General features: G+C 57.3%; 15 protein-coding genes. 8 read left to right on the top strand and 7 right to left on the bottom strand.

Going from position 1 to position 14,576, the window contains the following annotated elements; translation table 11 throughout:
* Nucleotides 1-2: 2 nt before the first annotated feature.
* From ACB032_RS05945 to ACB032_RS05935, 3 genes are all read left to right on the top strand, one after another.
* A complete protein-coding gene (locus ACB032_RS05945) occupies nt 3-1,205 on the top strand; it encodes a zonular occludens toxin family protein (protein ID WP_371137557.1) in 1,203 nt (400 codons plus the stop codon).
* A 316-nt stretch (nt 1,206-1,521) separates the two neighbouring features.
* The gene (locus tag ACB032_RS05940; RefSeq protein ID WP_371137556.1) at nt 1,522-1,869 is read left to right on the top strand and encodes a hypothetical protein; all 348 of its coding nucleotides are present in this window, start codon (nt 1,522-1,524) and stop codon (nt 1,867-1,869) included.
* 31 nt (nt 1,870-1,900) lie between these two features.
* Nucleotides 1,901-2,455, top strand: a complete 555-nt coding sequence (locus ACB032_RS05935; protein ID WP_371137555.1) for a hypothetical protein — start codon at nt 1,901-1,903, stop codon at nt 2,453-2,455.
* Nucleotides 2,456-2,595: 140 nt separating this feature from the next.
* Here the strand turns inward: ACB032_RS05935 and ACB032_RS05930 are convergent, their stop codons facing one another.
* The 4 genes from ACB032_RS05930 to ACB032_RS05915 form a co-directional block, all read right to left on the bottom strand.
* Nucleotides 2,596-2,895: a hypothetical protein gene (locus ACB032_RS05930; protein WP_139392274.1), complete on the bottom strand. Its 300-nt coding sequence runs from the start codon at nt 2,893-2,895 to the stop codon at nt 2,596-2,598.
* 212 nt (nt 2,896-3,107) lie between these two features.
* A complete protein-coding gene (locus tag ACB032_RS05925; RefSeq protein ID WP_265342902.1) occupies nt 3,108-3,302 on the bottom strand; it encodes a phage protein in 195 nt (64 codons plus the stop codon).
* A gap of 351 nt (nt 3,303-3,653) precedes the next feature.
* On the bottom strand, nt 3,654-4,931 hold the full coding sequence (locus ACB032_RS05920) for a tyrosine-type recombinase/integrase (protein ID WP_371137554.1): 1,278 nt from the start codon (nt 4,929-4,931) through the stop codon (nt 3,654-3,656).
* 278 nt (nt 4,932-5,209) lie between these two features.
* A complete protein-coding gene (locus ACB032_RS05915; RefSeq protein WP_043122939.1) occupies nt 5,210-5,524 on the bottom strand; it encodes a YebG family protein in 315 nt (104 codons plus the stop codon).
* A 173-nt stretch (nt 5,525-5,697) separates the two neighbouring features.
* Between ACB032_RS05915 and ACB032_RS05910 the strand changes: the two genes are divergently transcribed.
* Nucleotides 5,698-6,594, top strand: a complete 897-nt coding sequence (locus tag ACB032_RS05910) for an esterase/lipase family protein (RefSeq protein ID WP_371137553.1) — start codon at nt 5,698-5,700, stop codon at nt 6,592-6,594.
* Between the two features lie 49 nt (nt 6,595-6,643).
* Here ACB032_RS05910 and ACB032_RS05905 read toward each other — a convergent pair whose 3' ends face one another.
* Nucleotides 6,644-8,614 carry an SDR family oxidoreductase gene (locus ACB032_RS05905; protein WP_371137552.1) on the bottom strand — a complete coding sequence of 657 codons (1,971 nt, stop codon included), beginning with the start codon at nt 8,612-8,614 and terminating at the stop codon, nt 6,644-6,646.
* A gap of 248 nt (nt 8,615-8,862) precedes the next feature.
* Between ACB032_RS05905 and ACB032_RS05900 the strand changes: the two genes are divergently transcribed.
* The 4 genes from ACB032_RS05900 to ACB032_RS05885 all read left to right on the top strand — a co-directional run bounded on the left by ACB032_RS05900 (nt 8,863) and on the right by ACB032_RS05885 (nt 12,212).
* Entirely contained in the window at nt 8,863-9,444 is a 582-nt protein-coding gene (locus tag ACB032_RS05900) for a phasin family protein (protein ID WP_371137551.1), read from the top strand.
* An 88-nt stretch (nt 9,445-9,532) separates the two neighbouring features.
* Nucleotides 9,533-10,717 carry a patatin-like phospholipase family protein gene (locus ACB032_RS05895; protein ID WP_045789864.1) on the top strand — a complete coding sequence of 395 codons (1,185 nt, stop codon included), beginning with the start codon at nt 9,533-9,535 and terminating at the stop codon, nt 10,715-10,717.
* A gap of 1 nt (nt 10,718) precedes the next feature.
* On the top strand, nt 10,719-11,369 hold the full coding sequence (locus tag ACB032_RS05890) for a TetR/AcrR family transcriptional regulator (RefSeq protein ID WP_016350698.1): 651 nt from the start codon (nt 10,719-10,721) through the stop codon (nt 11,367-11,369).
* Nucleotides 11,370-11,411: 42 nt separating this feature from the next.
* A complete protein-coding gene (locus tag ACB032_RS05885; protein WP_139750244.1) occupies nt 11,412-12,212 on the top strand; it encodes a hypothetical protein in 801 nt (266 codons plus the stop codon).
* Nucleotides 12,213-12,329: 117 nt separating this feature from the next.
* On the opposite strand, the gene ACB032_RS05880 is transcribed toward ACB032_RS05885, so the two are convergent.
* Nucleotides 12,330-13,754 (bottom strand): wax ester/triacylglycerol synthase family O-acyltransferase, encoded by a 1,425-nt coding sequence (locus ACB032_RS05880; protein ID WP_139750243.1) that lies wholly within the window; start codon nt 13,752-13,754, stop codon nt 12,330-12,332.
* 282 nt (nt 13,755-14,036) lie between these two features.
* Nucleotides 14,037-14,414: a polyhydroxyalkanoic acid system family protein gene (locus ACB032_RS05875; protein WP_029303024.1), complete on the bottom strand. Its 378-nt coding sequence runs from the start codon at nt 14,412-14,414 to the stop codon at nt 14,037-14,039.
* Nucleotides 14,415-14,576: the final 162 nt, after the last annotated feature.

Raw genomic sequence — 14,576 nt, 5'->3', positions numbered from 1 at the left:
CCATGTCTATCAAAATCCATCATGGCGCCCCTGGTTCCTATAAGTCGTCAGGGGCCATTCATACCGATGTGATACCGGCCATCAAGGCAGGTCGCCATATCGTCACCAATGTTCGCGGCTTTACTGCGGAACGGTGCAAAGAGGTATTAGGCAAGGAAGTGCCTGACGAGTTCCAGGTAACCTATATCGAGACAGAATCCCAAGAAGGACGCGATCACCTCGCCCGCTTTTATCATTGGGCTCCCAAAGGGGTTTTCTTCCTGGTCGATGAGGTGCAACGGATATTTCCGCCTTCCTGGCGGCAGAGTGATTTAGACCGGCTGAATTATCCAGGTGGGCCGGATGTGGCCAAAGCCGATGGACGGCCAGAGACGATTGACGTGGCCTTTGATATGCACCGTCACCATAACTGGGACTTTGTATTTACAACCCCGAACATCAAAAAGGTGCACCAGGTAATCAGGGCTGCTGCCGAAACGGCCATTCGCCATACCAATATGGCGATATTGGGGATTGGTGGTCGATATAAGACGGTGCTTCACCTCTCTGATAACTCCGGTACGTCCATGAATGACGTATTGCAAGCCAAGCCATTTAATAAGGTGCCAAAGTATGTTTTCAAGCTTTATGACTCGACTACAACCGGTAAGGTCTCGGATACAATCGCGGGTAGCTCGATATTACGAGACCCTAAAATTCTGTTTATTCTGGCGATTTGGGGACTCTGCGTATTCTTTGGTTTCATCAAGCCTGAATATATTGATGCTCCTGCTAAGGCCGCTGAAACCGCTTCTGCCGCTGTTCCGGCTGCTGGGGCTGTGGGTGCTTCGCCCGCTGCTGATGTACGTCCTGGTGGCTCTCCTGCTGCGTCTGCTGCTGGCGTCCTTGCTATAGGGCCGTTTGCCGGCCATCAGCTCATTATCAGCTGTCACGTCCTGATCAAGGATCACCTGGGCGAGTATCGGGTCGAGTATTGCTTCTCGCTGCGCAAGGGGGACGAGGTGCAGCCGCTCGATAGGGACGATTGGCCAGACGAGCTCGCCAGGGTGGATCCCATGAGTGCATGCCATGCGGTGGTGAAGTATCAGGGGCAGCCTGTGGACGTGTACTGTGACCCCGAGGGGGACGCCCTGCGCCGGAAATACAATGCCACCCTCTTTGCGGGTGGCAACAACAAACAAGTCCATTCTGATGACCGGTCATGACTCCCCTCTCCTGCCGGTGGCCGCCTTTCTCCAGGTCGGCCACTGAACCCCAGGGGCGTGAGCCCCTATAAGGCGACACTCTGAGGCCCATTGTCGTGAAGGTGGTAGGCTCGCCGAAACTTCTTTGGAATGCTCTTGTGAGGCGGTGACCCCCCCTTCCCTGCTAAACCGGCTTTTGAGGCTGTCTTGTACCGAGGTAAGTGAACGCGACAGCGCTTGAAATGACTTCAGAGATCTCGCGGATTCATATAGCTATCCATACATGTTTCTTTTCAATAGAATATGCACCATTATTCTCTAATTGAATGAGGTTGCCGTGTTATCAATCCAAGACTCATTTTATGGTATTTGTGGACTTTTGGCCGCATTAGCTCTAACCCATCCCAGATTTTACGTAAAATACTCAACGTATCTTATTGCTGCCGCTGCTTTTAATTTGGTTCTAATTCTTGCCATTACATTAATTATTATTATGGCTGGAGATAACATTTCAGGATATAGGGATGAATTTTATAGCTTTGCTAAAATATTTGCCGATTTTGTCTTAAAAACAAATCGTCTAGAAGTTTTATCATATATGATTATGCTACTCGTTGTTTGGGGTAATCTGTATTTGCTATCAAAAATGATAAATGCTTTTTCTGAAAAAACTGAATCAGAATAATATTTCAATAATTAATTGTGAGGGATATCACATGGCTGAACGTGAAGTTGTCAATGCGATTAAGGAGCTTTCAACCAATCAAGTTAATCTGAGCAATGCTTTTCAAAAAATGGCTGAGAGAGCAGCTAATGAGGAAGCACTTAGGCAAATCGAAGTTACTAAAGAGATTTATGCAGCGGCCTCATCGGCTTCATCTAATTATACAAATCTAATTATAGTTGCGGGGTTTGCCGGTTTCTTATCTTTGCTTAACTCTTTAAGTGCCAAAATGAGTGCTTTGAATTTGTATATATGTGGTTTTTTTATCACACTTTCCCTGTTGTCTTTTATATCTTTTGAAGTATATAAAATGATATCTGGGTCGCTTAATTTAAATAGAGTTATTATGTTGATGGGTAATTCTAAGCTAACACCTGTTCAGGCATTAGATAAGATAAAAAGAGAGACTGATAACTTTAATGTTGTAAATAGGCGGCTTTGGATTTTTTTCTTGCTGTCTACTATTGTGACAGGAGGTATAGCAACAATTTTTCTTCTTTACTCTCTTGTTATTCATATTCTGGTTGTTATGCCATTGCCGCAGTAAGGCTTATGTGTTGCCTCCCCCCCCGTGTAGTAATACGGGGGGAATTCTACCTCTGCCGTCTACACCTTCTGCCTTTTGACCGCTCTTGATGGTTGAGGCTTTCGGCTTAGGCCCACTCGGGGGAACGGTTGAACCAACCTTCAGCTTGCTAGCTTGTCAGTAATCCAAGCATGCGCTTCATCCATTCTAAGGAAGTCTTTGACAACGTGATGCTTCAGTGAAGGGATTCGGCTTAATGATATCGAATACAGGGTTGGAGAGGATATGACATGCCCTTGAGCTACCAGCTTGGTATGTCTTAGCCATTGGTGAAAGCCTTCTGCTATCTCAAGGGCTTCGCCAGTGCCACCTGTGTAGCCTCTGGCATCTATCAACAGTCCAAAAGGTTCATTTTTGATGGGCTCAATCATGGATTTCATTCCATTAACCCATGCTTTCATGCCCTCTTTGTTGAAGGTCCCGCTCATTTCGCACGAGATCAGGTGATGGGTTATTGGTTTTATTGCGAACTCACCATGTTCGAATCTCAGTGGCATATGACCTCCGATGGCAAGAAGATGTATCTTGATTCTCGCTCTACACGGAGTGGTTTGCAAATAGGTCTGATTGGGTATTTTTTGCCATAAAAAAGGGGGAGTGCTCCCCCATGTGATTAACCTATCCCGAGCTTTTTCCTCCAGTAGAAAGCAGCTATCTGCTGTTCGGATCTCTCCACCTGGATGATGGCAAGTGCCTCTATCCTGCGTCTGTCGAACCTCACTCCGGTGGGTGACACAAGGCAATCATTCATCATTCTCCAGCCTTCCCAGTGCTTCCAGATAGTGGGTAACTCCCTACCCGATGCCATCCGCATAAGCCGTTTATAGACAGGAGGGATCTCTGTACCCTTATCCCAATATGTGACCTGTCTCACAGAAACGAAACATAGATTTGCCGTCTCCTCTTTCGATAAACCGCATTCAAACCAACGAAAAATGAAGTTTTTGGTCAACTCTCGTTCCATCCAAGTAAATACCTGATAAACCAGCAAAATTGCGTGGGTTGGCTTATCGGCAGGTTTCAGATGGGCATTTAACTAAACACGGCATTATGCGCGGTATTGGGTTGTGGAAGAATCCGAATGATGTTGGTTCAAAAGCTCTGGTCATCACAGCCGTGCTCCTGAACTTGTCTCTTCGTTATCTCTCATTTTAAATGCCTAGTCGTGCAACCGGTCCAGCGGTTTGTGATTGGCACTTTCGTGGCGCTCGCTGTTGCCGGTGTGTAGGTATTTGGAGGTGGTGTCGATGCTGTCGTGGCCGGCATCGGCTTGCACGTGTGATAACGGCCGTTCGTTGAGATTGATGTCGTGGGTGATGCCGGTATGACGAATGGAGTGCGGTGTCAGGTTGCGCATCTCGGCGCCGTCCTGCACAAACCCATCTTTTTCTGCCAGATCGGCAGCGGTCTGGATGATGCTCATCACCAGGTCACGCAGCTGGCGGATCCCGAGGTTGGCGTTGAGCTCACCTTGTTCCCGGCCATGCGCCGCAGCCTTGTGGCGCACAAACAGCGGAGTCTGCTCATCGGGTGCTGGTAATGGTGAGAGACCGAGAAACGTCCGATAGCGTTTGAGGGCCTCGAGCAAGGCATGGGACACCGCCACGGTGCGGCGCTTACCACCCTTGCTGCGGGGAATGAAATAGCCCCAGACACCGGTTTTACCATCGCGGCGGAACTGCCCCATGACGGGGGTAAACCCTGGTCTTGCCGCCACTTCCGAGATCCGCAGGTAACAGGCGTACATCAGGCTTATCAGGAAACGGCTGCGCTCGTGCTGCTCGGGTGATTCGGCCGCCAGCAGGTCGGCTGCCTGCATCACATAGGACCACTGCAGCTCGCTGAAGGCCTGGCCATGGTCGTCCGGCTCCTGCTGCATTGAGCGCTTCACTCGTTGCAGTAACAGCGCCGGGTTGCGGTCCATGTACTCCTCCTGGATCAAGAACTGGAAGAAGGCAGAAAGAATGGCGAGCTTGGTCTTCATGGCCTGTTCGCTGAGGCGGTACGGCAGCTCGCGCCCCAGCTCCCGCTTGCCAAGGAAGGGTCGCCATTGGGGATTGGGCAATCGTTCTCCCCACTCCTTGTCGAGCACGAACTGGGCAACGTTGCGATAGGCAATCAGGCCCGCCGGCGGCGCCTGACAGTAATCGAGATAGCGCATCATGATGCGCCGGGTCAGATCCTTGGGGCTGATGCGCATTTCGCCGAAGCACCAGTGCAAAAACGTGGTCAGCTCGCTGCGATAGGTTTTGTAGTTGTTCTCGCTGTTGCGCTGCTCCAGCAGCCAGTCGACGGCGAGCTCGTAGACCAGCCCGGCATCGGGCACATCGTTGAGGCTGAGATTGGCAAGATATTGATTGACCTGGGGGTTGCCCGCCTCCAGGTAGGCCAGACCATCGAACAGCGGCATGGCGGGTGGAAGTAACATAGTGGTCATGATGATGCTTGTGAATGAGAGACTCGGCTCGGGGCCTGTGTGATGGTGATGCCGATAAATGGGGTTATCGGCATCACGTGGGACTGGAACGTCGATGCTGTACAGCGAACAGCACCGCTATCAACAGCTGATGCTGCATGGTGTATTTATTCAATGGATATGCACATTGGTTGGAAAATTCTCAGGGTAAACATCCATATAAATGCTTTAAAATTCTCATCAATGCATAAATTGAGGCTGTTTTCATCCTGTGACGGGCAGCCTCCCCCGTGTCGTCCTCACGCTACACGCTTGAGGGATTTGTCTTTTGGCTTGCCCGCCTCGCTCTGCTCTTCCTGCGGCTCCGACTTGCCGCTCCCCTGCCCCTTGGCCCCGCGCAGCACGTTTTGCAGCAGATCGCGCTGCTCGGCCAGGTAGAAGGCCAGGCTCTCTTGCTGATCCGGTTCAAGGCGAACGGGCGCGCCCGCCAGCAAATGCATCAACTCATCGGCAGTGTCCAGCAGCTTGTCATAGGCATCGGCCTCTTTCTTGCTGGCAAAGGTCATCTTCTCCACTCCCCCACGTACCACAACATATTTGATCTCAACGGCCATCGCGGCGTCCTCCTTCTGATAGTGAACACAAGTATATGTATGGATATACAGTATTGCAAATAACCCCATGCAGAAGTTTTTGATTGGCGCGCCGACGGGTGATTGCGCGCCTGCCATCACATTGATGAAAGGGTCATTTGACTTCCATGCCAAACTGGTCGGATGATTGAGTCATGACGATCACAAAGCAACTACTGATCCTGCTGCTGGTTGAGGTGACGCTCCTTGGAGGCATCGCCCATCTGGTCATTGGCCTCTCGCTACCGCTCTCCATCCTGTTCGTGGTGGTGGCCCTGTTGGGGCTGCGCACCCTGGTGGTGCTGCTGACCTGGGGCTTTTCCCGCTTCTACCCGGTGCCTGCCATCGGTTGGCGAGCATGGTTGCCCATGGTGGGACGAGAGATAGCCGCCTACCTGCTGACCTTCACCTGGTTGCTGCCGTTCGAGCGCTGGCTGATGGCGCCAGACAAGCTGACGCCCTCCCCCCTGCCCCTGCTGCTGATCCACGGCTATGGCTGCAGTCGCGGCATCTGGCGGGTGCAACGGGCGCGGCTGGAAGCTGCCGGCTACACGGTAGCGACCGTCACCCTGACCCCTCCCTTCGGCCATCTCGACGACATGGTGCCGCTCTTGGCCAATCGCATCGACGAGGTACTGGCCGCCACCGGTGCGTCGCAGCTGGTGCTGATCGGCCACAGCATGGGTGGCCTGGTATGCCGCGACTATCTGGCGGTGGCGGGCGGTGACAAGGTGGCGCAGCTCATCACCCTGGCCACCCCCCATCAGGGCAGCCAGCTGGCTACCCTGGGACTGGGCGACAATGCCCGCGAGATGGAGCCCGGCTCCGGCTGGTTGCAGCGCTTTGCCGCCGTGCCGCTCAGCGTGCCCGGAGTCTCGGTGCGCACCAGCCACGACAACTTCGTGCTGCCTCAGTCCCGCCAGCGACTGGATGGCATGGAGGATGTGGAGCTCGCCGCCCTTGGTCACCTCTCCTTGCTCTACTCCCGCCGCACCACGGCCTTGTTGTTGACCCTGCTCTCCCGCCCGCAGCCGCAAATGAAAAGGGCCTGATTGTTCAGGCCCTTTCCGTTTTTGGTACCTCAGTTCGTTGTCATCACCGTTAGAAGTGGATCCCCTTGATCAGGGTGGAAACCGCCATCTGATCCGCCGAGGCCTTGGACTCGTTGCCCTCCTTGGGGTCGGAGAAGGTGCGGAAGCTGGTGTTCATGATCACCTGGGCCACTCGCGGCGCCAGGGCATGGATCACCTGGCCGAACACCCCGAGGCGGGTAGCCAGTCGCACGTGCTTGTTGATTATGGTGTCGCACACCAGATCGGCGGCCTCTTCCGGCGTCATCATGGGCACCTGCTCATACACCTTGGTGGGTGCCACCATGGGGGTTTTCACCAGCGGCATGTTGATGATGGAGAAGTTGACTCCCTTGTCGGCAAACTCGGAGGCGGCGGTGCGCACCCAGGCATCGAGCGCCGATTTCGAGGCGACGTAGGCGGAGAAGCGCGGCGCATTGGTCAGTACCCCGATGGAGGAGATGTTGATGATGTGGCCCTTCTTCTTCTCGATCATGGTGGGCAGCAGCCCCATGATCACCTTGAGGGTGCCGAAGTAGTTGAGCTGCATGGTGCGCTCCAGATCGTGGAAGCGATCGAAGGAGTCCTCGATGGCGCGGCGGATGGAGCGACCGGCATTGTTGATGAGGATGTCCACCCCGCCATGCTCGGCTACGATCTGGCGGGTGATCGCCTCCCCTTGGGCGAGATCGGCCAGATCCCCCTGATAGACCTGCAGGGTCAGTCCCAGCTCGGCAAACTCGGCCTGGGTCTCGGCAATCTTGTGCTCGTCCCGGGCGATGGTCAGTACCTTGGCCCCCGCCTCGGCCAGCTTTCTTGCCGTGGCCTTGCCGATGCCGGAGGTGGCACCGGTGATCAGCACCACCTTGCCCTCGACCCGGCCGCGCAGGGTACGATCGATGAACAGCTCGGGGTCGAGGTGACGCTCCCAGTAATCCCACAGTCGCCAGGCATAGCTGTGCAGCGGCGGCACTTCGATGCCGGTCCCCTTCAGTACTCGCTGGGTTTCGCGGTTGTCGAAGCGGGTGGGATAGTTGATGAGCCGGAAGATGTCCTTGGGCAGCCCCAGATCGGCAATGGCGGCATCGCGAATGCGCCGCACCGGCGTCAGCGCCATCAGCATGGTCATCAGATGGCGGGGAATGAAGCTGAACAGGGCCGCATTGATGCGAATGGCCGGCTCAGGGGCATGGGCGGCGCGGGAGAAGGTGCTCAGCATGTCGCCGACCCGCATGGGGTGGGAATCGGTCAGGTGGAACGCCTTGTTGTCCTCCCCTTCCAGGTGGGCGATGTGATCGATGGCATCCACCACGAAGTTGACCGGCACCAGGTTGATGCGTCCCCCTTCGACCCCGATGGCGGGCATCCAGGGCGGCAGCATGCGGCGCAGCTTCTGGATGGTCTTGAAGAAGTAGTAGGGGCCGTCCACCTTGTCCATCTCGCCGGTGTTGGCATCACCGACCACGATACCGGGTCGATAGATGCGCCAGGGCAGCGTGCTCTCCTTGCGCACTATTCCTTCGGCTTCGTGCTTGGTCTGGAAATAGGGCATGTCGAGGTGTTCGGCCTCATCGAACATGTCTTCCCGGAACAGGCCGTCGAACAGACCGGCCACCGCGATGGAGCTGCAGTGATGGAAGCAGCGGGCCTGGAGCCGCTCGGCCAGTTGCAGGGCCTGACGGGTGCCTTCGGCATTGACCTGCTGTTGAATGCCCGCCTTGGCGTTGAGATCGTAGATGGCGGCGAGATGCAGGAAGTGATCGATCTTGCCGATGAGGGGCTCCAGCTCGGCACTGCCCACTCCGAGCAGCGGGTGGGTCATGTCGCCGACCACGGGGATGGCGCGATCCGCCTCAACCCCCCAGTAGGCCAGCAGATCGGGTACCCGATCGAGATGGGCGGCACGCATCAAGAAATGCACCCGGCTATTCGGGCGCTGCAGCACTTTTTTAATCAGCCGGCGACCGATAAAGCCGCTGCCCCCCGTGATGAAATAGTCCATGGTATTTATATCCCTTACTGATTGGGCTGTTAGTTGCTGTTAGATATATCACGCTTTAACGCAAAATATTCATTCGAATATCATTCTTCGTGACCCAGACCAAAATTACCAGGGTTGCTTGTTCCGTTATTAGGTAGAACCCTCTATTTTTTCTCCATAGACTGAGGATGAAAGCCAAGTAATGCCACAACGAATATATCAAGGTTGTTGTCATTACCATCATCTATATCACGAGCAAGGAGATTGTCATGGCCAAAAAATTGAAAGCACTGGCAAGTTCGGTGACCGACAACCAACTCACCTCCACCATCAAGGAGTCCACCCAGCAGATCTGGTTGGCGGGTCTGGGTGCCTATGCCAAAGCCCAGGAAGAAGGCGGTAAAATCTTCGAAGCCCTGGTGCAGGAAGGGGAAGCCCTGCAAACCCGTACCCGCCAGAGCGCAGACGAGAAGATCGCTGCCATGACCGACAAGACTGCCGGTACCTGGGGGCGTCTGGAGCAGGTGTTCGAGGATCGCGTGGCCCGCGCCGTCGCCAGCCTCGGCATCCCGACCCGCAAGGACATCGACAAGCTCTCCAAGCGCATGGCCGAGCTGACCGAGGTGGTACAGCAGCTGATCGATGCCCAGGACATGGATGAGGTTGCTCCGGCTGACGAGGCCAAGCCTGCCGCCGCCGCTGCCAAAAAGCCGGTTGCAGCCAAAAAGCCGCCGGTCAAGAAAGCTGCCGCCCCCATCGCCAAGGTGAAGGAAGAGGTGAAAGCACTGGCAACGGAAGTGGAGAGCGTGGCCAAAGAGGTCAAGGAGAAGAGTGAAACCACGCTCTTCTGATCCACTGACCGGCTTGTTCTGATTGCGTAATGATCCACCGGCCCATGCCCTCTGCTGGGCCGGTTTTGCATGAGAAGGGAGGCAAATCATGAGCACGATTGCGGTTGCCCTCGCCGGCGGGGGACCTCTGGGGGGGATCTACGAGATCGGAGCCTGCGCCGCCCTGGCCGACAGCATCAAGGGGCTGCGTTTCGAGCAGGCCGATATCTATGTGGGGGTGAGCTCGGGTGCGGTGATCGCCTCGGCGCTGGCCAACGGCATCTCGCCGGACAAGCTGGTGCGGATCCTGTTAAGCGACGACACCGGCGAGTTCTTCGACCCCTCCACCCTGCTGCGTCCTGCCTTCGGGGAGTATTTTGACCGGCTCACCTCGCTGCCGCCGCTGGTGCTGACCTGTCTGGCCGATTACCTCTCCTCTCCCTGGAACAAGAGCCTGCTCGGCTCGTTGCAGGGGTTGTCCCGAGCGATCCCGACCGGCATGTTCGATAGCCGCGGGGTGGATCGGATCCTCACCCAGTTTTTCTCCCGCCCCGGTCGCAGCAACGATTTTCGTGAGCTTGCCAGCCGGCTGTTCGTCATCGCCACCGAGCTCGATACCGGCCGCGCGGTGGCCTTCGGCAGCCCGGGGCTGGACCAGGTGCCCATCTCCGCCGCAGTACAGGCCTCGGCCGCCCTGCCCGGCTTGTTCCCGCCCTCGCTCATCGATGGCCGCTACTACGTGGACGGGGCGCTGATCAAGACGCTGCACGCCTCGGTGGCGCTCCAGGAGGGGGCCGACCTGGTGTTTTGCATCAATCCGCTGGTGCCCTTCGATGCGGGACTGGCCAGCGAACATCCCGCCAAGCTGGTGGACCGCGGTCTGCCGGTGGTGCTGGCCCAGACGTTTCGCGCCATCATCCACTCGCGCATGCACGTGGGGATGGATCGCTACAAGCACCAGTATCCCGACGCGGATGCCCTGCTGTTCGAACCCTCTTCGGCGGACGGCGAGATGTTCTTTACCAATGTGTTCAGTTACCGGGATCGGCGCCATCTGTGCGAGCACGCCTTCCAGCATACCCGCCAGGATCTCTGGCGGCGACGGGCCGAGCTTGGCCCCATCCTCGCCAGACATGGGCTGGAACTGGATCTTAGCGCGCTGGCCGATGAACAGCGTTCCCTGCTGACCCCGGGCACCGGCTCGGTGGCGGCGCTGGATGCCTCTTTGACCCAGCTGCAGCACTGGCTGACCCGCCGCTATGGCGGCAAGGGTCGCCGGCAATCGAAGGAGTAGCATGGACTGCAAACCCAAGCGGCGCACGCGGGATCGCATCCTGGCCACCGCCCTCGCCCAGTTCAACCTGCTGGGCGAGCCGACCGTCACCACCTCCGCCATCGCGGCCGAGCTGGAAATGAGTCAGGGCAACCTCTATTACCACTTTCACAACAAGGAGGAGATCGTCAACGCCCTGTTCGGCGAGTTCGAACAGGAGATGGCCCACCTGCTCGATACCATTACCCCGCCGTTGAACGAGGCGGAGGACATCTGGTTCTTCTTGCACCTGATGTTCGAACTCATCTGGAAGTACCGTTTTTTCTACTACGACATCAGTACCCTGATGAGCGGCAACCACAAGGTGGAGCTGCGCTTCTCGGCCCTGCTGCGGCGCAAGGAGCAGACCGCCGCCGCCATCTGTCACAGCCTCTGGCGCAGCGGCCTGCTGCAAGGCGACGAGACGCAGGTGACGGCGCTGGCCGCCAACATCGCGCTGGTCGGGACCTTCTGGATCTCCTACCAGCGGGCGCTGCATCCGCGGGCCGATGCCGACATCGCGCTCGGGGTGTTTCAGGTGATGCAGCTGGTGGCCCCCCGGCTGCGAGCCGATGCCCGTGCCGATCTGGATGCCATCGCCACCCATTATCAGCCCGCCACCACGGCGAGCTGACAGCATCGTGTATTTGATTGTGTTTTTAACAGGGAGAATCATATGACCACTTCACAGCCCAAATTGTCCGATTTCACCCCCTTCCCCTGGCCGGACGCGGCCTATGACTATACCGGGGAGCGCCTTGCGCAGCATTGGGAGCGGCTGCACCAGGGGGATGCCGAGCCCTGGCCCGAAGATGAACAAGTGCAGGAAGCCTGGCGCGCCTATCACGCCGGTGATTTCGCCCGCGCCGTCAGCCTGGGGCTGGGCGCCGGCGAGGATGGCCTCAACGTGGCGAACAAGGCGCTGGTGATCCACGCCAGCTACCTGCTGGATGACAAGTATGCCAAGCGCGAAGCGTTCGAGCTGGCCGCCAGCAACGCCGAGAAGCTGCAAAAGCGCCAGCCGGGCAACGTCAACGCCTGGTACTTCCACGCTCTGGCGCTGGGTCGCTACAGCCAGGTGATCTCGGTCTCCAAGGCGCTCTCCATCGGCATCGGTGACAAGATCAAGAGCAGCCTGGAGCAGGCGCTGAGCCTTGAACCTGATCACGCGGAAGCCCATATCGCCTTCGGTGCCTGGCATGCGGAGATCATCGACAAGCTGGGCGCCATGATCGGCGGCATCACTTACGGCGCCAAGAAGGATGAGTCCGAGCGTCACTTCAAGGCGGCGCTGGCCATCATCCCCCACTCCGCCATCGCCCGCATGGAGTACGCCAACGCCATGGTGATGATGCACGGCAAGAGCAAGATGGCGGCCGCCGAGGCGCTCTACGGCGAGGCCGCCGCGTGCGAGCCGCTGGATGCCATGGAGCGGCTCGACGTGGAAGCCGCCCGTGAGGAGCTGGCGGACGAGTAAGACAGCCATTGCTGCAATGAAAGAGGCCAACCCCCTGGGTTGGCCTCTTTTCTTTTTCACTTTTTTTCTTGCAGGCTTCCTTTCTTGCCGGCTCCTTGCCTTGCAGGAGTGGCGCGGTCAGCCGTGCAACAGCTGATCCAGCATGTCGGGATCGTAGAGCAGGTCCGGCTCCATCAACACCAGCAGCAGCAACTGCTCAAACTCCACGGCGAAGCGTTCGACGATGAGATCCGGGTCCGGTACCCGCTTCTTGTCGGTGATGAGGCCGAGCTGCACCTTGTTGTCATAGGAGAGAATGGAGACGCCGACCGCGATGTCGCCGGCCTGGGGTACCCAGAACAGCGGCTGACGCAGGCGGGCGCCGGCCAGATAGAGGGTCTGCTGCGGGCCCGGCACGTTGGTGATGACCGCGCTGGCCTTGGCCGAGAGAATGTCGATGGCCTGCTGCTGCACCGCCTTGGGCGCCATGCCCATCACTTCCAGCAAGTTGAGCACCACCGCCGGCTGCAGGGAGGACTTGAGCGCCTGCATCCGATCTCGCACCACATAGAGCCGCTGCAGCGGATGTTCGATGTTGAGGGGCAGATCCAGTGCCACCAGCCCGAAGCGATTGCCCAGCGCCCCCTTGTCATCCGGGGCACGCATGTTGACCGGCACCAGCGCCCGGATGTCGATGTCGGTCTGGTCGCCCTGCTCCAGCAGGTAGTGGCGAAACGCGCCGGCGGTGGCGGCGATCAGCAGATCGTTGACCGAGCAGCCGAGCACTTGCCCCACCGCCTTCACGTCCGGCAGCGGGATCTGTTCTGACCAGGCTACTCGCTTGGTGCTGCCGGTCTCCCCCTTGAGCCGGGTATTGGCATCGTCGGAGAGGGTGGCGATGGTGTAAAGCTCGGCGGTCACGTCCCGGCTGGTCTTGAGGTAGTCCATCGCCTTGGTGGGATGGGTCAGTACCTCGACGTACTTGGACCAGAGGGTGCCGGTCAGCTTGAGGCTTGCCCGCAACAGGCGACTGCCCTGCTGATCGTGCTCCTCGTCGCCGTCGTCGTTGGCCACCGGCTCGGGTTGCGGCCTGGGGGGCGCCACCGGGCTCTCGTCCATCATGGTCAGCATGGCCCGCACCAAGGAGAAGCCGTCCCCCATGGCGTGGTGAAAACGCACCACCAGCGCCTGGCCGCCCAGAGAAGTATCCACCAGGTGCATCTCCCACAGCGGGCGCTGGTGGTTGAGCGGAGTGGAGGCAAAATCGGCCACCAGCCGCTCCAGCTCGACCTTGCCGGCCTTGCCTGGCAGGATCACCCGTTTGAGGTGCAGGTCGAGGTCGAAGTCAGGATCGGTGCGCCAGTAGTATTCGCCCCCTTCCAGACAGGCCTTCTGTCCGAAGCGCGGCTGTACCCGAACTGTGTGCAGCAGGCTCTCCCGCAAGATGGCTTCATCCAGCTGACCGTCGAACATCAGCACGCCGACGATCTGCATCAAGTTGTTGGGCCGGTCCATCCGCAGCCAGGCGGTATCGACACAGGAGATGAGTTCACACACAGACATGTATTATCCCTATCGTTTCGCGTTATTTGTCTCCTGCCGTTTCATGAATTGGCGTGATCAGGAGTGAATGAACAAATAGCACTTATATGTTGGTGAAACTGCACGGCGATTAATTCAAGATGATGTTTCATGACAAAAATGGAGGCAATTTTCATGCCTCTTAAAATAAATCAAACAAAGAGTGAATGGCCCTTTTAATAATAAATATCAGGCCGGGTAACGATAGTGGAATCGGTTATTTCATGATTGTTTCTTGCGCTGGATCAGTATTTATTGGCCTCATCAGCGCCGGGTTGGGCAAGGCAGGCGCTGATCGACGTATTCGAGGATCTCCTGCTCCAGCACGCTGCGTACCGGCAACAACATGAGGCCGAGGCGCACCTCCAGCGACAGGGTATCGTCGGTGAGGAACAAAGAGCCGTTGACCCCGGCGCCACGAAACAGCAAGCGGGTCTCCTCCTCGTCTTCCCACTCGCAGTCGAGTTCGTACTCTTCGCTCATGTCCTGGGCAATGGCTTCGGCGGCCAGTCTGGCGCCGGCGAGGCCGAGCGGGTGTTGGCGGCTGACCTGGATGGTCGACAGGCTGCTGCCGGCAAGGGGATCGTATAGAAACATGCTAACTCTCTGAGCGATGACAACATTTATTGATATTAAACACATGAATCAAACAAGTGAAAGCCATTTGCAACATTTTTGGGACTCACTTAACAAAGCCCATTGAGCAAAAGCTCCATCGATTCCGCCTGGGCTGCCACCGCGTTACACTGGGCCGGCAACACGTGACGAGCCTCGGCAAGGTGCCGCCTGTCGTCATGTCTATCC

The organism is Aeromonas sp. S5(2024) (assembly GCF_041403025.1).
GTDB lineage: Bacteria > Pseudomonadota > Gammaproteobacteria > Enterobacterales > Aeromonadaceae > Aeromonas > Aeromonas hydrophila.
The sequence above is the reverse complement of the archived record's forward strand: the minus strand, read 5'-3'. Positions and strand labels throughout refer to the sequence as shown.